This window comes from Micromonospora sp. NBC_01412 (assembly GCF_045040215.1).
GTDB lineage: Bacteria > Actinomycetota > Actinomycetes > Mycobacteriales > Micromonosporaceae > Micromonospora > Micromonospora rubida.
This window is the reverse complement of record NZ_CP109528.1, coordinates 5,762,607-5,780,879: the sequence shown is the minus strand read 5'-3', so window position 1 is coordinate 5,780,879 and position 18,273 is coordinate 5,762,607. Positions and strand designations below refer to the sequence as shown.

Below are 18,273 nucleotides of genomic sequence, written 5' to 3'. Positions count from 1 at the left end.
GTCAGCCCTCCCTCTTCCGGGGCAGCGCGGTGATCCGCAGGTCGGTGCCGACCTGCGTAACATCGGTGAGTTCCAGGTCGATGGCGTCGGCGATGGTCGTCACACCGGCGCCGGCCAGCGCGGTCGGCCCGGCGCCGAGCAGCCTCGGCGCGACGTACCCGACGACCCGGTCGACCAGGCCGGCGGCGAGGAATGCGCCGGCCAGGCTGGGGCCGCCCTCCAGCAGCGCGGCCCGCACCCCCCGACGGTGCAGCTCCGCCAGCAGCGCCGGCAGGTCGACCCGGCCGTCCGGGTCGGTGCCGACCTGCGCGGCGGTGGCGATCCACGTCTCGGCGGCGCCGTCGCGGACCCGGGCCCCGGCGGGGGTACGCCCGAGGCTGTCCACCACCACCCGCAGCGGCTGGCGGATGGCCAGGGTGCCGTCGCGCAGGTTGCGCACGGTGAGCCGGGGGTCGTCGGCGAGGACGGTGCCGACCCCGGCGATCACCGCGTCGACCGTGCCGCGCAGCGCGTGCACGTCCGCCCGGGCGTCCTCCGAGGTGATCCACATGCTGGTGCCGTCGGCGGCGGCGGAGCGCCCGTCGAGGGTGGCGGCGAACTTCCACACCACGTACGGCCAGCCCCGGCGCACCGAGGTGAGCCAGGCGACGTTCCCGGCCTCGGCCTCGGCGGCGCGCACCCCGAACTCGACCCGTACGCCGGCGGCGCGCAGGGTGGCGGCGCCACCGGCCGCGACCGGGTCGGGGTCGGGCACGGCGACGACCACCCGGGCGACGCCTGCGGTGATGAGGGCGTGGCTGCACGGGCCGGTGCGGCCGGTGTGGTCGCAGGGTTCCAGGGTGACCACGGCGGTGCCGCCCCGGGCCCGCCGGCCGGCCTGGGCGAGCGCGACGATCTCGGCGTGCGGTCCGCCCGCGTACGCGTGGAATCCCTCTCCGACGACCTCGCCGTCCGGATCGAGCAGCACGCAGCCGACCACGGGATTGGGGCTGGCGGTGCCGAGCCCGCGGGCCGCGAGCGCGATCGCCCGCCGCATCGCCTCGTCCACGGAGCCGCTGGCCATCGCCCTGCCCTCTCGCTCGCCGGTCCGCGCGCGGGCGGGTCGGGAGGGTGCGGGCAGGCGGTGGCGGAGTCCGGGGACGGCGAGGCCGACCCGGGGAAGCCCGGACAGCGCTGAGGTCAGCGGCCGTCAGGGCCCGCCCCGTCCCGCGCGCTGTCTCCCATCCGGACTTTCTGGGGGTGGGCTGGCCCGCCCCCAACCGTCGGCCCCGGAATCTCACCAGGTCCACCGGGCGGCAGTCGCCGTCCGGGTCGCGGGCTTACCACGGTCGCACCGTGGATCACCGCCGGTTCGGAATTACACCGAGTCCCGCCAGCGCGTGGTGGGTACCTCAGAAGTGTGGCACGGCACGCGCCACGCGTCTCCCCTCGGGGGAGCTACCTCACACAGGTAGGCAATATTCAAGAAAGACTGCGTCGCCGGTCGACCGCCACGTACGAACCCGGCTGGCTCTTGGCCACGGACTTCATCTCGGAGGCGGCCGCGATCGCCTCCAGCGGGTTGATGAGCCGCTTGCCGGCGTCGGACACGGACACCCCGATCGACAGGGTGACCAGCGCCGCGCGCTGGATGTTTCCCCGGCGGTCCTTCAGCTCGACGTAGCCGCGCTCCGCGTCGGACGGGTCGTAGAGCCGGTCGGCGGCGGTCTCGAAGTCCACCACCGACCGGGAGGTCAGCGGCCGGACCTGCTCGGGGGTGCAGACGATGACGAAGTCGTCGCCGCCGACGTGACCGAGGAAGGCCGGTGGCAGCCCGATCGCGACGACCGCCCGGTGCAGGCTGCGGGCCAGTGCCGAGATGAACTCGTCGCCCCGGACGAAGCCGTACCGGTCGTTGACGCTCTTGAACCGGTCGATGTCGACGTAGCCGACCGCGTAGTCGACGCCGCTGCGCACCCGGTCGGTGATCTCCCGACGGATCCGGGAGTTGCCGGGCAGGCCGGTCAGCGGGGAGACCTCGCGGAACTCCTTGTTGCGCCGCAGGGTGGAGCTGACCCGGGCCACCAGCTCGGCCGTGTCGAAGGGCTTGACCAGGTAGTCGTCCGCGCCGGCGCTGAGCCCGTGGACCTTGTCCACGGTCATCCCCTTGGCTGTCAGCATGATCACCGGCAGGGCGGAGGTCATCGGGTCGGCGCGCAGCCGCCGGGTCAGCTCCAGCCCGTCGATGCGCGGCATCATCAGGTCGACCACCGCCAGGTCCGGCCGCTGCCGCTCGATCACCTCGAGCGCCTCCTGGCCGTCGCCGGCGTGGATCACCTCGAAGCCGTGCAGCCGCAGGTTGAACTCGACGAACCGGGCGATGTCGGCGTCGTCGTCGACGACGAGGATGACGTCGGGTCGTTCCTCGGCCGGCTCCACCTCAGACCCCGGAGGCCGCGCGCTCCGCCAGGCCCCGCAGGCGGCGGACCGCCTCGGCGGGGTCGTCAGCGCCGTAGACCGCGGTGCCGGCGACGAAGGCGTCCGCCCCGGCGGCGGCGGCCTGTTCGATGGTGTCCGCGGCGATCCCGCCGTCGACCTCGATGCGCAGCTCCAGGTGGCCCGCGTCGACGTGCCGCCTGGCGGCGCTCACCTTGTCCAGCAGCTCCGGGAGGAACCGCTGCCCGCCGAACCCGGCCTTGATCGTCATGATCAGCAACGTGTCGAAGCTGGGCAGCAGCTCCAGGTACGGCTCGATCGGGGTGTCTCGGTCGATGGCCAGCCCGGCCTTCGACCCGGCGGCGCGCAGGTCCTTCGCCAGCGCCACCGGGTTGTCGCACGCCTCGGCGTGGAACGTGACGTTGTACGCCCCCGCGTCGGCGTACCCGGGGGCCCAGCGGTGCGGGTCGGTGATCATCAGGTGCACGTCGAACGGCAGCTCGGTCGCCGCCCGCAGGCTCTGCACCACGGGCAGCCCGATGGTCAGGTTCGGCACGAAGTGGTTGTCCATGACATCGACGTGCAGCCAGTCCGCCGTACCCTCGACGGCGCGGACCTCCTCGGCCAGACGGGCGAAATCGGCGGCGAGGATGCTGGGCGCGACGATCAGCGGCGGTACGGTCACCGGGCCAGTGTACGAATGCGGTCGCCCGCCGCCCGCAGCGCGGCACCATGCGGGACGCGTTGTGATCCGGTCGTGACCGCCGGTGGGGAACCACCCGGGCCGGTCGGAAGGTCTCGATCGGCCGGGCAGCCCCCGGCCGATCGCCCGAAACGCGGCGAGAGTCCAAGCAGGACGTTCATCTGAGCCGCACGCGGGCGGGGTCCATCTGCTACCCGCCGGCACGGCGGAAATGGGAAACGGGCGACCGGCGCGTGCGCTGTCCGCACTGGAGCGACGACCGCAAACCCACCCGTTCGGTGCGGGGCGCCGGGCCGCAGGGACTACCCGCGAAGTGGGCGCTGGTGCCGTATGCTCCCGCACCGTGGCGCGATCGGCGACGGAGACCGATGACCCGCGACCATCGGCGACGGGGAGGTCGGGCGGATGCGGCGATGGTGGACGGCGGTGGCCGTGGGTGCGGGCGCGGCGGTGGCGCTGACCGGCTGCGGCACACCCGCCGGGGTGGACGGTGACCTCGCCGACGACTGGCGGGCGATGGCCGCGCCGACGCAGTTCGTGCCGGCCGCCGGGACCTGCCACACCGCGTTCTCCGACGTCGGCTACCTCAGCGGCTACAACCCGGTGGACTGCGGCACGACCCACCGGGTGGAGACCATCCACGTCGGCACGCTGACCGGCCCGGCCGCCGAGCTGAGCGCTCCCCCGCCCGCCGGGTCGGCCGGGATCAAGACCATCCGCGCCGAGTGTGACCGGGAGGTCAACAAGGCCGTCGGCGCCGACTGGCGCGGGGGCCGGCTGTTCCTGTCCACGGTCTTCCCGTCCCGGCAGGCGTGGGAGGGCGGGGCGCGGTGGTTCCGCTGCGACCTCAACGAGGTGGAGAGTGTCGACGACTCCAGCGTCGTGCCCCGCAGCGGCAGCCTCAAGGGCGCGCTGACCGGGAGCTCCACCCTGGTCTACCGCTGCTTCAACCCGAAGCTCGTCAAGGACGACATCAAGTCGATGGCCCCCACCCCGTGCACCAGCAAGCACCGGTCCGAGTTCGTCGGGGTCTACCGGGCCCCGGACGTGGCCTACAACCAGCTCGACAAGAACCGGCTGCGCATCCACCGGGGGTGCCGGTCCCTGATCGCCTCGTACGCCAAGGTGCCCGACAACAGTGACCTGCAGTACCGCGCGGGGACGATCTTCTACCACCCCAGCGAGGAGGAGTGGAAGGACGGCGGCCGGGGGGTGCAGTGCTTCCTCTGGGTCGACCGCAACCTCACCCGCTCGGTGAAGGGCGCCGGGGCCAAGCTCCTGCCGGTCCAGTGACCCGACCCGCCGGGGCGGCGGGAACTGACGTAGAAGGAGGGGGCGGCCGGTCCGGCCGCCCCCTCCTTCTACGTGTCGCTCAGCCCCGGCGCAGCACGGCGAGGAACATGGCGTCGGTGCCGTGCCGGTGCGGCCACAACTGCACCGACGGCCCGTCACCCAACCCCGGCATCCCGGCCGGCAGCAGCGGCCGGGCGTCGACGAAGTCCGCCGGCACCCCGGCACGCCGGGCCGCCTCGGTCACCGTCACGTGCGTCTCCACCGTGTGCGGGGAGCAGGTCACGTAGGCCACCAGGCCGCCCGGGCGGACCGCCCGCAGCGCCGCCACCAACAGCTCCCGCTGCAACCGGGTCAGCGGCGGCAGGTCCGACGGCTGCTTGCGCCAGCGGGCCTCCGGCCGGCGGCGCAACGCGCCCAGCCCAGTGCACGGCGCGTCGACCAGCACCCGGTCGAAGTGCCCCTCCGGCAGCTCCGGGTCGGTGCCGGCGGTGCGCCCGTCGGTGTGCAGCACGTCGACCGGCAGCCCCCGGGTGGCCTGGGTGACCAGCCGGGCCCGGTGCTCGGTGACCTCGACGGCGGTCAGCCGGGCACCGCGCTGGGCGGCGAGCGCCCCGAGCAGCGCGGCCTTCCCACCGGGCCCGGCGCACAGGTCCAGCCAGTGGCTGTCCGGGCCGTCCAACGGGGCGACCGCCAGGGCGGTGGCCACCAGCTGGGAGCCCTCGTCCTGGACGTGCGCCCGGCCCTCGACCACCGCCGGCAGGTCGCCGGGGGCACCGCCGCCGAGGTAGACCGCGTACGGGGAGAACGCCCCGGGGGCGCCCCCGGCCTCGTCGGCCAGCTCGACCGGATCGGCCAGGCCCGGCCGGGCGCACAGGTGCACCGGCGGGCGCTCGTTGTTCTCGATCAGCAGGCGGGTGGTCTCGCCCAGGTCGCCGCCGAGCGCCTCGGCGAACGACCGCACGATCCACTGCGGGTGGCTGTAGGCCAGGGCCAGGTGCCCAATCGGGTCGGTCTCGAACGACGGGGCGAGCTTCGCCACCCAGGCGTCGGCGTCCCGGCTGGACACCTCGCGCATCACCGCGTTGGCGAAGCCGGTGGCGCTGACGGCGACCGTGCGGACCAGGTCGACCGTCGAGGAGACCGCCGCGTGCGCCGGCACCCGGGTGTGCAGGAGCTGGTACGCGCCCAGCCGCAACGCGTCGCGCACCGGCGGGTCGATCCGGGCCACGTCCCGGCCGGCGGCGTCGGTGAGGATCGCGTCGAGGGTGCCGGTGTGCCGCAGCGAGCCGTAGGTCAGCTCGGTGGCGAAGGCGGCGTCCCGGCCGGTCAGCCCCTCCTCGCGCAGCATCGCCGGCAGCACCAGGTTGGCGTACGCGTCGTCCCGGTGCACCGCCGCGACGGCCTGGTACGCGACGTGCCGGGGCAGGTCCACGGCGGGCCGCACCGGCCGCCGGCCGCCCTGCCGCTCCTCGCCGCCCCGACCGCCCCGGGCCGACCGGTCACCGTAGCCGGGCCGGTCACTTCGCGGGCCGCCCGACGACCGCTCGGGACGCCGGTCGGGGCGCGGGTCACGCTGCTCGTCGTACCGGCGCGCGGGCCGTTCCGTCGGCCCGGTCATGCGAGCTCCTCCCCGCCGGAGACCCGGACGCCGCGCGCCCAGTCGCTCGCCGGCATGGCCTTCTTGCCGGCCGCCCGCACCTCACCGAGGGTCACCGGGACGGTGCCCGTGCCGGCCAGCACCCGGGACTTCTCCACCAACAGCTCGCCCGGCTTCAGCTCGGGGCCGTCCGGCACCGGGACGACCGGGCCGAGCTTGACCCGCTCGCCCCGGAACGTGGTCCACGGGCCGGGGGCCGGGGTGCACGCGCGGATCCGCCGGTCCACCGCGAACGCGGGGTCGCCCCAGCGCACCCGGGCGTCCTCGACGGTCAGCTTCGGCGCGAGCGACACCCCGTCGGCCGGCTGCGGCTCGGCCCGGCCGGTGCCCGCAGCGATCGCGTCGAGGACGGCCACCAGCAGGCCGGCACCGGAGTGGGCGAGCCGCTCCAGCAGGTCCCCGGAGGTGTCGGTGGGGCGGATCTCGTCGGTGAGGGTGCCGTACACCGGGCCGGTGTCCAGCCCCTCCTCCAGCTCGAAGACGCTCGCGCCGGTCAGCTCGTCGCCGTGCAGCACGGCGTGCTGGACCGGGGCCGCACCGCGCCACGCGGGCAGCAACGAGAAGTGCAGGTTGACCCAGCCGTGCCGGGGGATCTCCAGCGCGGCCGGGGGGACCAACGCGCCGTACGCGACCACCGGGGCGCAGTCGGGGGCCAGCTCGCGCAGCCGGTCGAGGAACTCCGGCTCGCGCGGGCGGGCCGGGGTGAGCACCTCGACGCCGTGCTCGTCGGCCCACGCGCCGACGGGCGAGCGGACTAGGCCCCGGCCGCGGCCGGCGGGGGCGTCGGGACGGGTGACGACGGCGACCAGCTCGTGGTCGGAGGCCGCGACGGCGGCCAGGGCGGGAACGGCGACGGCCGGGGTGCCGGCGAAGACGAGGCGCACCGGCGTCACCGACCCAGGCCGAAGGGGCTGCCGGCGGCGTGCGGGGTGAGCTTGACCGTCGGCGGGGTGGTCGGGTCGTACCAGTCCGCCTGGCGGATCGCCTTCATCGCCTCCTTGCGGCCGTCCGGGTCCAGCCGGTCGACGAAGAGCACGCCGTCGAGGTGGTCGGTCTCGTGCTGGACGCAGCGGGCCATCAGGCCGGTGCCGACGATCTGCACCGGGTCGCCGTAGCCGTTGAAGCCCTTGGCGATCACGTTCTGCCGGCGCTTGGTGTCGAAGTAGAGCCCGGGGATGGACAGGCAGCCCTCCGGGCCGTCCTGCTCCTCGGCGTCGGGAAACTCCAGCACCGGGTTGACCAGGTGGCCGAGCACGTCGTCGACGTCGAAGGCGAACACCCGCAGGCCCACGCCGAGCTGCGGCGCGGCCAGGCCGGCGCCGTTCTGCTCACGCATCGTGTCGGTCAGGTCGGCGACGAGCTTGCGCAGCTCGACGTCGAAGTCGACCACCGGATCGGCCGGTGTGCGCAGCACCGGGTCCCCGAACAGACGGATGGGCTGGACGGTCACTCGGGGGTGCTCCTTCGGTCGGACGACGGTCGTGCCGTACCAGTCTACGGAGTGCGCTCGGTGACGCCGGCCGGCGTACCGCGATCGGTGGCCGGGGACTCGTCGCGCAGGGTGACTGGCAGGGTGGCGTAGCCGCACGGGGTCAACCGGGCCCGGCGCTCGTACGCCGGCCCCGGGAGCCGGCTCGCGGGACCGGCCCTCAGGCGCTCGAGGCCGGGTCGCCGGCGAGCACGGTGTCCCCGGCGCGCAGGCAGTGCTCCGGAAGCGGGAGCTGGATCTTGTGGGCCGCCTCCCAGTCGTACACGATGCCGGGGCGGACCTGGGCGGCGAAGTAGTCCACCGCGCTCATCCCGCCGACCACCGGCTCCTCCACCTCGGCGACCAGCCGCGCGGGGACCAGCGGGAACCCGTTCTGCAGGGCGGCGCTGAGCCGGCGGTGGCCGTCTACGACGAAGAAGTACTCCCCGGTGAAGCCGATGGTCAGCGGCTCCAGCGCCTCGTCGCCGCCGTCTGCGACCTCACCGACGAACCCGGCGTCCCACAGCCCGCGCAGCGTGCCGATGTCCTCCGTCGGGTAGACCCGGGCCGGGTCCAGCAGCAGCAGCGGGGGGGCGTCGCGGAGCACGTCGGCGCCGATCCGGCCCTCGTACACGTCGATGATGTGGTTGATCACCTGCTCCGGGTTGGCCCGGGTGGAGTCGCAGATCAGGTCGTAGTTGCGCAGCCGGGCCTTGTCGACGCCGTAGCGGACGACGAACCGGCCCCGCTCGCTCTCGCTGCGCTCGCGCAGCTTGGTCTTCGCCTCCTCCAGGGAGGCGTAGCTCTCGGCCGGCCCGGAGGGGCGGGCCAGCACCCGGCGGGCGGCCTCGGTCGACTCGGTGATCATGTGCACCTTGAGCGCGTCGGTGAAGAAGTGCCAGGCCAGCCGGGAGTCCATCACCAGGCTCTCGCCGGAGGCTGCGATGTCCTGCTGGAGCTGGTCGACGTAGCCGTCGACGGCCTGGTCCAGCTCGGCGTGCAGGTTGAGCTGGAGCGCGGTCATGTCCCGCTCCTGCGCCATCTGGCGGTAGAGGTCGCCGACGCTCACCCGGCGCAATTCCAGCCGCTTGGCGATCTCGACGGAGACGGTGCTCTTGCCGCTGCCGAGGTCACCGTTGAAGACGATCGATTGACGAACGGTCACGACTGGTCCACCCCTGATCACCGGCTGATTGACATCATCGACATGGCGTCCTACCGACGCGCTTCCGCCATCGTCGCGCGATCCGTGCGCCCAGGCATGACGGGCGATGCTATCACGCAGGCGCCAGCACGGACCGTGACGGCGCTCGGAACCGGTCGCCGCCACCCGGGCCTCCGCCGCCGCCCGGGCGGCGGCGCTCAGAACATGGTCAGCGGGTCGACCTGGAGGCGCACCGGGTCGGCCGCCTTGCGGGCGGCGCGGACCCCGGCGGCCGAGTGCAGCGCCCCGGCCAGGGCCGCCGCCCGGGCCCGGGGCACCCGGACCAGCATCCGCTCCCGGTCGCCGTCGGCGGGGACCGGGCCGAGCAGCTCCGCCTCCTCGGGCAGCCGGGCCTCGGCCAGCAGGTCGGCCACCGCGTCGGCCAGGCCGGTGACGCTGGCCATCCGCACCGCCGGGGGGAAGCCCAGCTCGCGGCGCTCGGCAAGTTCCCGGGCGGCGAACCAGGCGGCGTCCCAGCGCAGCAGCGCCTGCACCGGGGCGAGGGCGCCGTCGGCGACCACCACCACCCGGCCGCCGGCCCCGGCGGGGCGGGCCAGCGCGGCGGCGCCCAGCCAGCGGCGCAGCGCCTCCTCACCGGCCCGCAGGTCGGCCCGGGTGAGCAGGGCCCACGAGTCGAGCAGCAGCACCGCGCCGTAGCCGCCCTCGGCGACCGGCTCGGCGCCGGGGGTGGCCACCACCAGGCCGGCTCCGCCGGGCACGGTGGTGAGCACCTCCTCCCGGCCGGAGGTGCGCACCGGCACGCCGGGGAAGGCCCGGCCCAGCTCCTCGGCGGTGCGCCGGGCGCCGGTGACGGCGGCCCGCAGCCGCCGCCCCCCACACTCCGGGCACGCATATGCGGCGGCGATCCGCCCGCACCAGCGGCAGGTGGGCGGGCCGTCGGCCGACGGCAGGGCGAGCGGCCCGGCGCAGTGCGGGCAGCGGGCCGGGGTCCGGCACTCGGCGCAGGAGATCGAGGGCAGGTAGCCGCGGCGGGGCACCTGGACCAGCACCGGCGCGTCGGCGCGGACCGCGTCGCGGGCGGCGGTCCAGGCCAGGCTGGGCAGCCGGGCCGTGGCCGCGCCGGGGTCGCGGGCCAGTTGCGGGTCGTCGCCGGTCGGCGCGACGGCGGGGATACGCGCCCGCACGGTGGCCCGGTCGGCGACCACCTCCCGGGCCCAGCCGGTCTCCACCAGCAGTTGCGCCTCGGCGCTGCGCGCGTACCCGCCGACCAGGGCCGCCGCGTCGGCGAGCTGGGCGCGGGTGAGCAGCACCTCGCGGGCGTGCGGGTAGGGCGCGCGCGGCTCGGCGTGCAGGTCGTCGCCGTCGTCGACGACGGCGACCAGGCCGAGCCGGGCCACCGGGGCGAACATGGCGGCCCGGGTGCCGATCACGACAGGTACGTCCCCGCGCCGGGCGGCCAGGAACGCGCGGTAGCGGCGGGCCGGGCCGGCTGCGGCGGCCAGGACGACGTGCCGGCCGTCACCCAGGGCGACGGTCAGCGCCGCGTCGAGGCGGTCGAGGTCCCGGGCGTCGGGGACCACGACGACGGCGCCCCGCCCGCCGGCCACGGTGGCGGCGACCGCCTCGGCGTACCGGGCTGGCCAGTCCTCCCCGGGCAGGGCGGACCAGACCGCGCGGGCGGGCCGGCCCTCGGCCAGGGCGCGCAGGAACGCCGGCCCGGCCGGGTACGCCCGCCAGCCGTCCGCCTCGGGGGGATCCAGCGGGGCCAGGGGCTCTGGCGGGGTGTGCGGCTCCTTCTCCACCCGGGCGTGCCGGGGCGGCACGGCCAGCCGGAGCACGTCGGCGAGGCTGCCGGCGTACCGGTCGGCGACGACCCGGGCCAGCCGGGCGACCTCGGGGGCCAGCACGGGCTCCGGCGAGACGACCTTCTCCAGGTACGCCAGCTTGCCGGTGTGCCCGGAGTCGTCGGCCCGCTCAAGCAGCCAGCCGTCGACGAGCTGGCCGGCGAAGCGCACCTTCACCCGCGTCCCGGGGGCCGCGGCCCCGTCCAGCTCGGCGGGGACCAGGTAGTCGAAGGGGCGGTCTAGGTGGGCCAGCGGGACGTCCACGCAGACGCGAGCGACCGGCGACCCGTCCGCGGGTCGCCGGTCGCTGCGCCTGGTGCCGGTCAGGCTCCCGCGGCCGACTTGAGGTCGGCGGCCCGGTCGGTGCTCTCCCAGGTCAGGTCGGGCAGTTCCCGGCCGAAGTGGCCGTACGCCGCAGTCTGCCGGTAGATCGGGCGGAGCAGGTTCAGGTCCCGGATGATGGCGGCCGGGCGCAGGTCGAAGACCTCGGACACGGCCTTCTCGATCGAGGCGACCGCCACCGTCTCGGTGCCGAACGTCTCGATGAACAGGCTCACCGGGTGGGCCTTGCCGATCGCGTACGCGACCTGCGCCTCGCAGCGCTCGGCGAGGCCGGCGGCCACCACGTTCTTGGCCACCCAGCGCATCGCGTACGCCGCCGAGCGGTCCACCTTCGACGGGTCCTTGCCGGAGAACGCGCCGCCACCGTGCCGGGCGTACCCGCCGTAGGTGTCGACGATGATCTTCCGGCCGGTCAGGCCGGCGTCGCCCATCGGGCCGCCGATCTCGAACCGGCCGGTCGGGTTGACCAGCAGCCGGTAGCCGTCGGTGTCGAGGCCGAGGCTGTCCAGCTCCGGGGCGATGACGTGGTCGCGCACGTCCGGGGTGAGCAGGCTGTCCAGCGAGATGTCGGCCGCGTGCTGGCTGGACACGACGACCGTGTTGAGCCGGACCGGGCGCAGCCCCTCGTACTCGATGGTGACCTGGGTCTTGCCGTCCGGCCGCAGGTACGGGATCGTGCCGTCCTTGCGCACGGCGGTCAGCCGGCGGGCCAGCCGGTGGGCCAGGGCGATCGGCAGCGGCATCAGTTCGGGCGTCTCCGAGCAGGCGAAGCCGAACATCATGCCCTGGTCGCCGGCGCCCTGGGCGTCCAGGGCGCTCTCCGACGAGCCGGTGCGCAGCTCCATCGCGTTGTCCACGCCCTGCGCGATGTCCGGGGACTGTGCCCCGATGGACACGCTGACGCCGCAGGAGGCCCCATCGAAGCCCTTCTTCGAGGAGTCGTAGCCGATCTCCAGAATCGTCTCCCGGACGATGGTGGGGATGTCGGCGTACGCCTTGGTCGTCACCTCGCCGGCCACGTGCACCTGGCCGGTGGTGATCAGGGTCTCGACGGCCACGCGACTGTGCGCGTCCTGGGCGAGCAGTGCGTCGAGAATGCCGTCGCTGATCTGGTCGGCGATCTTGTCCGGGTGGCCTTCCGTGACCGATTCGGACGTGAAGAGGCGGCGTGTCACGGCACTCCTAAGTATGTGAAAAGTCGTTCCGTGGAGTGTAGTCGCCCACACTCGCACAGCAATCGATCGGTCAGGTCGCCGTCACCATGCGGACACCTCCGGCCAGCCGCGCCACCACGAGGTCCCAGACGCCGTCGGCGAGGTCCTCCTTGGACTGTTCGGGCAGGGTGTGCACCGCGCCGTCCGCGCCGATGACGGTCGCCGCGTTGGTCTCGGCGCCGAAGACCTTGTCCGGGCCGACCTCGTTGACGACGACGAGGTCCGCCCGCTTACGGGCGAGCTTGGCCCGGCCGTTGGCCTCCGCGTCGCTGGTCTCGGCCGCGAACACCACCAGCACCTGTTCCGGTCGGCGGCGCCGGCCCAGCTCGGCGGCGATGTCCGGGTTCGTGACGAGTTCGATCGTAGGTGGCCCGGCGTCCGATTTCTTGATTTTTCCGGGCGAGTAGGTGGCGGGCCGGAAGTCGGCGGGCGCCGCCGCCATCACCACCGCGTCGGCCCCCGCGGCGGCCTTCAGGGTGGCCTCGCGCAGCTCCTCGGTGGTGCCGACCCGGACCAGGTCGACGCCGGCCGGGTCTGCGAGCGTCACGTTGGCGGAGACCAGGGTGACCCGGGCGCCGCGGGCGACCGCGGCGCGGGCGAAGGCGTACCCCTGCTTGCCGGACGAGCGGTTGCCCAGGAACCGGACCGGGTCGAGCGGCTCCCGGGTGCCGCCGGCGGTCACCACCACGTGGCGGCCGGCCAGGTCCGCCGGGGCGTCGACGCCGCGGGCCAGCGCCCGCCGGGCGACGGCGAAGATCTCGGCCGGGTCCGGCAGCCGCCCCTTGCCGCTGTCGGCGCCGGTGAGCCGGCCGACGGCGGGCTCGATGACCCGGACGCCCCGGGAGCGCAGCGTGGCGACGTTGGCCACGGTGGCCGCGTTCTCCCACATCTCGGTGTGCATCGCCGGGGCGAGCAGCACCGGGCAGCGGGCCGTGAGCAGCGTGTTGGTGAGCAGGTCGTCGGCGAGGCCGTGGGCGGCGCGGGCGAGCAGGTCGGCGGTGGCGGGGGCGACCACGACCAGGTCGGCCCGCTGCCCGAGCCGGACGTGCGGCACCTCGTGCACGTCGGACCAGACGTCGTCGGCGACCGGCTGGCCGGACAGGGCGGCCCAGGTCGGCACCCCGACGAAGCGGAGCGCCGACGCGGTCGGCACGACGCGGACCCGGTGCCCCGACTCGGTGAACAACCGCAGCAGCTCACACGCCTTGTAGGCGGCGACACCGCCGCCGACCCCGAGGACGATCTCGGCGGACATCGACGCGCGGCGGGACTACGGCTGGTCGGTGGGCTCTGCGGTGAGCAGGCCCCCGTTGATCTCGCGCATGGCGATGGAGAGGGGCTTCTCCTGGGGGGTGGTCTCCACGAGGGGGCCGACGTACTCCAGCAGGCCCTCGCCGAGCTGGCTGTAGTAGGCGTTGACCTGGCGGGCCCGCTTGGCGGCGAAGATCACCAGGGCGTACTTCGACGTCGTCTTCTCAAGGAGCTCGTCGATCGGCGGGTTGGTGATGCCTTCGGGGTTGGCGATGGATCCCACGAAATAACCTCTGCGTCTCTGTTACCGCGCGGACGCGGTGGGTCGCTCAACCACGCAGACGCGGTTGAGCCGGAGCCGGGAAAGAAGAACCGAGCAAGCCTACCAGCCCGTCGACCACCCGCCCGGTCAGGTCGTGCGCCACGACGTGCTCGGCCACGGCCGCGACGGCCGGCTCCGGCCGCCAGCCGGGCGGGGCGAGCAGGACCAGTCGGGCGTCCGGGTGCGCCGCGCGGACGGCGAGCGCGCCGCGCAGGTCGAGCGGGAGCAGCACCGGCTGGCCGGCGGCGAGCCGCGCGAGGACCGGCCCGGCCGGGGTGCCGCGGGCGTGCGGCCCGACCCGGGCCCACTCCAGCAGCTGGCCGGCGGCGACCAGCCGGTCGAACTCCGCCGGATCGAGGAACAGCCGGTCGACGCCGTCCCGCTCACCCGCCCGGCGAGGGCGGGTGGTGGCCGGCACCGGCGTCCACACCGACGGAAAACGCGCCCGGAACAGCTCGACGACACTGCCCACGCCGGCCCCGGAGGGACCGGCCAGGACGGTGAGCCGAGCCGCCGGGCGCGCCTCGTCATCCGTGCTCACGGCTCGTTTCTACACGCTGCCGTGCTCAGGTGACGGCGAACCCGCCGTGCTCAGTTGGCGGCGAACTCGCCGAGCAGCGCCTTGCGCTGCTGCTCGCCCAGGCCCCGCAGCCGGCGGCTGTCGGCGATCTTGAGCTTCTCCATGATCTGGGTGGCCCGGATCTTGCCGATACCCGGCATCGCCTGCAGGACGGCCGAAACCTTGAGCTTGCCGACGACATCGTCGCCCTCAGCCCGCGCGAGAACGGAGGCGAGGGTGGTCTTGCCCTGCTTGAGCTGCTCCTTCAGCTCAGCACGGGCCTTGCGGATCTCCGCAGCCTTTTCGAGCGCGGCTGCGCGCTGCTCGGGGGTCAGTGACGGGAGGGGCACCAGTTCTCCTCAGGTCCCTATAGCGACGGGCGGGACGCCACGCCGCAGCTGTGAAACGTGAAGTCGCCGGAAACCAAAGGGGTCCATGGTTCCCAGCGCGGGGAAAACTAGCGGTCGCGGGCGCATTCGGCAACGTGGGCGCGCGGCGACCACGGCAAAGTGACCGAGCCTTCACTCAGTCAGGCCCCGCCGAGGGTCGCCCGGCACTCGGTCAGGACCCGGTCCGCGGCGGCCCGCAGCGCGGCCACGTCGGGCCCGGCGTGCAACACCTCGCGGGAGTACGACGGGAGCACCGACGGCAGGCTGGAACCGAAGACCGTACGCAGATCGGCCGCCGTGGCGCCCTGCGCGCCGAGCCCCGGGGCGAGCAGCGGACCGTGCACGGCGGAGAGGTCGTGACCCGTGTCACCGATGGTCGCGCCGACCACCAAGCCGAAGCTGCCGAGCGGCTCGGCACCCCGGTTGAGCTGCGCAATCTCGTCGATCACCGTCTGTGCGACGGTGCGCCCGTCGGCGGTGCGGGCGCGCTGCACGGCGGCCCCCTCCGGGTTGGACGTAAGCGCCAGGACGAAGACCCCGCCGCCGTGCGTGGCGGCGAGCTCGAACATCGGGGCCAGCGACCCTACTCCCAGGTAGGGGCTCGCCGTGAGCGCGTCGACATACAGCGGGCTGGATGGGTCGAGGTACGCGGAGGCGTACGCCGCGACGGTCGAGCCGATGTCCCCACGCTTGACGTCGAGCAGAACGAGCGAGCCGGAATCCCGCAACTGTCGGATAGTTGACTCCAGAACGGACACGCCGCGGGAGCCGAAGCGCTCGAAGAACGCGGACTGTGGCTTGACGACCGCGACCCGCTCGCCAAGCGCCTCCACCACGATGCGACTGAAGCGCTCCAACCCGTTGACGTCGTCCGACAGGCCCCACCGGGCCAGCAACCCCGGATGTGGGTCGATGCCCACGCACAGCGGCCCACGCTCCGCCACCGCCCGGTGCAACCGGCCACCGAAGCTCTCCATCCGACCTCTCCCTCTCTCGATCTCTCCCCGGGGCGCGGCACCCGCCGCACCCCGATACCCGCCGCAATCGGCGCGGCTGACCGATCCGGGACATGCCACGCCGGACCGGTGGACCCGCGACGCGGATCAGCCGACCGCCACCGCGGCGGCGATCCCGGCCGCGATCCGGGCGACGTCGGCGTCGCCGGTGACGTACGGGGGCATGGTGTAAACCAGGTCGCGGAACGGCCGCAGCCAGACCCCCTGCTCCACCGCGGCGGCGGTGGCCTTCGCCAGGTCCACCTCATGGTCGAGCTGGACCACGCCGATCGCGCCGAGCACTCGCACGTCGGCCACCCCCGGCGCGCCCCGCAGCGGCTCCAGACCGGCCCGCAGGCCCGCGCCCACCCTCGACACCTCGGCGGCCCAGTCTCCGGCCCGCAGCAGCCCGATGGAGGCGTTGGCGACCGCGCAGGCGAGCGGATTTCCCATGAACGTCGGCCCGTGCGCCAGCACCCCGTCGCGGGAGATGCCCCACGCCACCTCCGCCGTGCACAGCGCGGCGGCCAGCGTCAGGTACCCGCCGGTGAGCGCCTTGCCGACGCAGAGCACGTCGGGACTCACCCCGGCGTGCTCGGCGGCGAACATCGTCCCGGTGCGGCCGAAGCCGGTGGCGATCTCGTCGAAGACCAGCAGCACGCCGTGGGCCCGGGTCACCTCGCGCAGCACCCGCAGGTACTCCGGATGGTGGAAGCGCATCCCACCGGCGCCCTGCACCACCGGCTCGACGATCACGGCGGCCAGCTCGTCGGCGTGCCGCCGCACGGCGTCCACCAGCGCCGCCACGTACGCCGGGTCGGGAGGCGTGTCGAAGCCGCCCGGCGGCACGGGCGCGAACACCTGCCGGGGCAGCACGTCGCCCCAGAGGTGGTGCATGCCGCCCTCGGGGTCGCAGACGCTCATCGGGTGGAACGTGTCGCCGTGGTAGCCGCCCCGCCAGGTGCCCAGCCGGTGCCGCTCCGGCCGCCCGACGGCCCGCTGGTACTGCAGGCACATCTTCACCGCGACCTCGACGCTCACCGAGCCGGAGTCGCACAGGAAGACCCGTTCCAGCCCCTCCGGGGCCAGCTCGACCAGCGTGCCGGCCAGCCGCACCGCCGGCTCGTGGGTCAGCCCGCCGAACATCACGTGGCTCATCCGGCCGAGCTGGTCGGTGACCGCCGCGTCCAGCACCGGGTGCCGGTAGCCGTGGATGGCCGCCCACCAGGACGACATCCCGTCCACCAGCTCCCGGCCGTCGGCCAGCCGCAGCCGCACCCCCTGCGCGCTGTCCACCACGTACGGCGCCGCGGCCGGCGGCAGCGACGCGTACGGGTGCCACACGTGCTCCCGGTCGCCGGCGAGGATCTCCTCGGGCGTCACAGGGCCCTCCTCCGTGTCCTCACGGGCGTGTCGCGCGGACCGGCCCCGACCCTCACGCCCCCCTTTGCTCTGCTGCCATGGAGGCAACACCCGCTGCCCGGGCGCGGGACGGCAGCCGTTGCGCCCGCTGCAGCAGAGCAAAGGGGGTGGGGACAGGGTGTCGCCGGTTCCTCGTTCACCGGGTGTCAGCCGGGGTTGTCGCCCTGCCGGCTGTGCTGGCCACCGACCGGACCAGGGCCGGGCCCCGGTAGATGAACCCGGTGTAGAGCTGGACCAGGGACGCGCCCGCGTCGAACATCCGGGCGGCGTCGTCGGGGTCGACGATGCCGCCCACCCCGACCACCGGGAGCCGCCCGCCGGTCTCCCGGTGGACGAAGGAGACCACCTCCCGGGCGCGGGCGGCCAACGGGCGGCCGGACAGGCCCCCCTGCTCCGCGCCCCGCGCCCGGTCGGCCGGGGCGAGCCCGTCGCGGGCCAGGGTGGTGTTGGTGGCGATCACCCCGGCCGCGCCCCGGGCCAGGCAGACCTCCAGCAGGTCGGCGATCGCCGGGTCGGTCAGGTCCGGGGCGATCTTCACCAGCACCGGCTTCTCCCCCACCAGGGCCGCCAGCAGCGCGTCCAGGTGCGACCGGTCCTGCAAGGCGCGCAGGCCCGGGGTGTTCGGCGAGGAGACGTTGACCGCGAAGTAGTCGCCGTGCCCGCGCAGCGCCCGGTAGGAGGCGAGGTAGTCCTGCACCGCCTCGTCCAGCGGGGTCACCTTGGACTTGCCCAGCGAGATCCCCAGCGGCACCCCGATCGGGCGGGGCAGCGCGGCCAGCCGGCCCGCCAGCGCCACCGCGCCGGCGTTGTTGAAGCCCATCCGGTTCACCACGGCCTCGCTGTCGCGCAGCCGGAACAGCCGGGGCCGGGGATTGCCCGGCTGGGCGTGCGCGGTGACCGTGCCGACCTCGACGAAGCCGAAGCCCAGCGCCGGCCACGCCGGCAGCGCCGCACCGTCCTTGTCCATCCCGGCGGCCAGCCCCACCGGGTTCGGGAACTCCACCCCGAACACCGTCCGGGGTGCCCGCACGGCGTACCGGGCCCGCAGCCCGGCCAGCGCCACGGGCGACCGCGACACGGCGGCCAGCCGCCGCAGCGTCCACTCATGCGCCGTCTCGGCGTCCCCGCCCCCCACCCGGAACAACCCGGCCCGCACGACCTTCTCAAACATCACCACGCCCTCCCCCGGGTCACACCGCCGCCTTGTTGATCAAGAAGTTTGCGTCCAGGAACA

17 protein-coding genes are annotated in these 18,273 nt (G+C 74.6%); 1 reads left to right on the top strand and 16 read right to left on the bottom strand.

What is annotated here, in order from left to right; all coding sequences use genetic code 11:
• Position 1: 1 nt before the first annotated feature.
• The 3 genes from ribD to rpe form a co-directional block, all read right to left on the bottom strand.
• Positions 2 to 1,063, bottom strand: coding sequence for a bifunctional diaminohydroxyphosphoribosylaminopyrimidine deaminase/5-amino-6-(5-phosphoribosylamino)uracil reductase RibD (gene ribD, locus OG617_RS25520; RefSeq protein WP_405095488.1), 1,062 nt, complete (start codon positions 1,061 to 1,063; stop codon positions 2 to 4).
• Positions 1,064 to 1,461: 398 nt separating this feature from the next.
• Positions 1,462 to 2,418: a response regulator gene (locus OG617_RS25515; RefSeq protein WP_396683947.1), complete on the bottom strand. Its 957-nt coding sequence runs from the start codon at positions 2,416 to 2,418 to the stop codon at positions 1,462 to 1,464.
• Between the two features lies 1 nt (position 2,419).
• Positions 2,420 to 3,100 carry a ribulose-phosphate 3-epimerase gene (gene rpe / locus OG617_RS25510; protein ID WP_405095487.1) on the bottom strand — a complete coding sequence of 227 codons (681 nt, stop codon included), beginning with the start codon at positions 3,098 to 3,100 and terminating at the stop codon, positions 2,420 to 2,422.
• A gap of 423 nt (positions 3,101 to 3,523) precedes the next feature.
• Here rpe and OG617_RS25505 point away from each other — a divergent pair, with 423 nt between their 5' ends.
• Positions 3,524 to 4,411 (top strand): septum formation family protein, encoded by an 888-nt coding sequence (locus tag OG617_RS25505; protein WP_405095486.1) that lies wholly within the window; start codon positions 3,524 to 3,526, stop codon positions 4,409 to 4,411.
• A gap of 79 nt (positions 4,412 to 4,490) precedes the next feature.
• Here OG617_RS25505 and OG617_RS25500 read toward each other — a convergent pair whose 3' ends face one another.
• The 13 genes from OG617_RS25500 to OG617_RS25440 all read right to left on the bottom strand — a co-directional run bounded on the left by OG617_RS25500 (position 4,491) and on the right by OG617_RS25440 (position 18,213).
• The gene (locus OG617_RS25500) at positions 4,491 to 6,029 is read right to left on the bottom strand and encodes an RsmB/NOP family class I SAM-dependent RNA methyltransferase (protein WP_405095485.1); all 1,539 of its coding nucleotides are present in this window, start codon (positions 6,027 to 6,029) and stop codon (positions 4,491 to 4,493) included.
• Positions 6,026 to 6,952: a methionyl-tRNA formyltransferase gene (fmt, locus tag OG617_RS25495; protein WP_396684042.1), complete on the bottom strand. Its 927-nt coding sequence runs from the start codon at positions 6,950 to 6,952 to the stop codon at positions 6,026 to 6,028. Before fmt ends, OG617_RS25500 begins: the two co-directional genes overlap by 4 nt.
• A 5-nt stretch (positions 6,953 to 6,957) precedes the next feature.
• A complete protein-coding gene (gene def / locus OG617_RS25490; RefSeq protein WP_405095484.1) occupies positions 6,958 to 7,518 on the bottom strand; it encodes a peptide deformylase in 561 nt (186 codons plus the stop codon).
• A gap of 199 nt (positions 7,519 to 7,717) precedes the next feature.
• Positions 7,718 to 8,701 (bottom strand): AAA family ATPase, encoded by a 984-nt coding sequence (locus OG617_RS25485; RefSeq protein WP_405095482.1) that lies wholly within the window; start codon positions 8,699 to 8,701, stop codon positions 7,718 to 7,720.
• A gap of 197 nt (positions 8,702 to 8,898) precedes the next feature.
• A complete protein-coding gene (locus OG617_RS25480; protein WP_405095481.1) occupies positions 8,899 to 10,809 on the bottom strand; it encodes a primosomal protein N' in 1,911 nt (636 codons plus the stop codon).
• A gap of 59 nt (positions 10,810 to 10,868) precedes the next feature.
• Positions 10,869 to 12,062, bottom strand: a complete 1,194-nt coding sequence (gene metK, locus OG617_RS25475; protein WP_405095480.1) for a methionine adenosyltransferase — start codon at positions 12,060 to 12,062, stop codon at positions 10,869 to 10,871.
• A 70-nt stretch (positions 12,063 to 12,132) separates the two neighbouring features.
• Positions 12,133 to 13,356, bottom strand: a complete 1,224-nt coding sequence (gene coaBC, locus OG617_RS25470) for a bifunctional phosphopantothenoylcysteine decarboxylase/phosphopantothenate--cysteine ligase CoaBC (protein WP_405095479.1) — start codon at positions 13,354 to 13,356, stop codon at positions 12,133 to 12,135.
• Positions 13,357 to 13,371: 15 nt separating this feature from the next.
• Positions 13,372 to 13,635 carry a DNA-directed RNA polymerase subunit omega gene (gene rpoZ / locus OG617_RS25465; RefSeq protein WP_074318577.1) on the bottom strand — a complete coding sequence of 88 codons (264 nt, stop codon included), beginning with the start codon at positions 13,633 to 13,635 and terminating at the stop codon, positions 13,372 to 13,374.
• Between the two features lie 46 nt (positions 13,636 to 13,681).
• Positions 13,682 to 14,215: a guanylate kinase gene (locus tag OG617_RS25460; RefSeq protein ID WP_405095478.1), complete on the bottom strand. Its 534-nt coding sequence runs from the start codon at positions 14,213 to 14,215 to the stop codon at positions 13,682 to 13,684.
• A gap of 50 nt (positions 14,216 to 14,265) precedes the next feature.
• Positions 14,266 to 14,583: an integration host factor, actinobacterial type gene (gene mihF, locus OG617_RS25455; RefSeq protein WP_161691465.1), complete on the bottom strand. Its 318-nt coding sequence runs from the start codon at positions 14,581 to 14,583 to the stop codon at positions 14,266 to 14,268.
• A gap of 179 nt (positions 14,584 to 14,762) precedes the next feature.
• Positions 14,763 to 15,599, bottom strand: coding sequence for an orotidine-5'-phosphate decarboxylase (gene pyrF, locus OG617_RS25450; RefSeq protein WP_405095477.1), 837 nt, complete (start codon positions 15,597 to 15,599; stop codon positions 14,763 to 14,765).
• A gap of 126 nt (positions 15,600 to 15,725) precedes the next feature.
• Entirely contained in the window at positions 15,726 to 17,000 is a 1,275-nt protein-coding gene (locus tag OG617_RS25445) for an adenosylmethionine--8-amino-7-oxononanoate transaminase (protein ID WP_405095476.1), read from the bottom strand.
• Positions 17,001 to 17,175: 175 nt separating this feature from the next.
• Positions 17,176 to 18,213: a quinone-dependent dihydroorotate dehydrogenase gene (locus OG617_RS25440; RefSeq protein WP_405095475.1), complete on the bottom strand. Its 1,038-nt coding sequence runs from the start codon at positions 18,211 to 18,213 to the stop codon at positions 17,176 to 17,178.
• Positions 18,214 to 18,273: the final 60 nt, after the last annotated feature.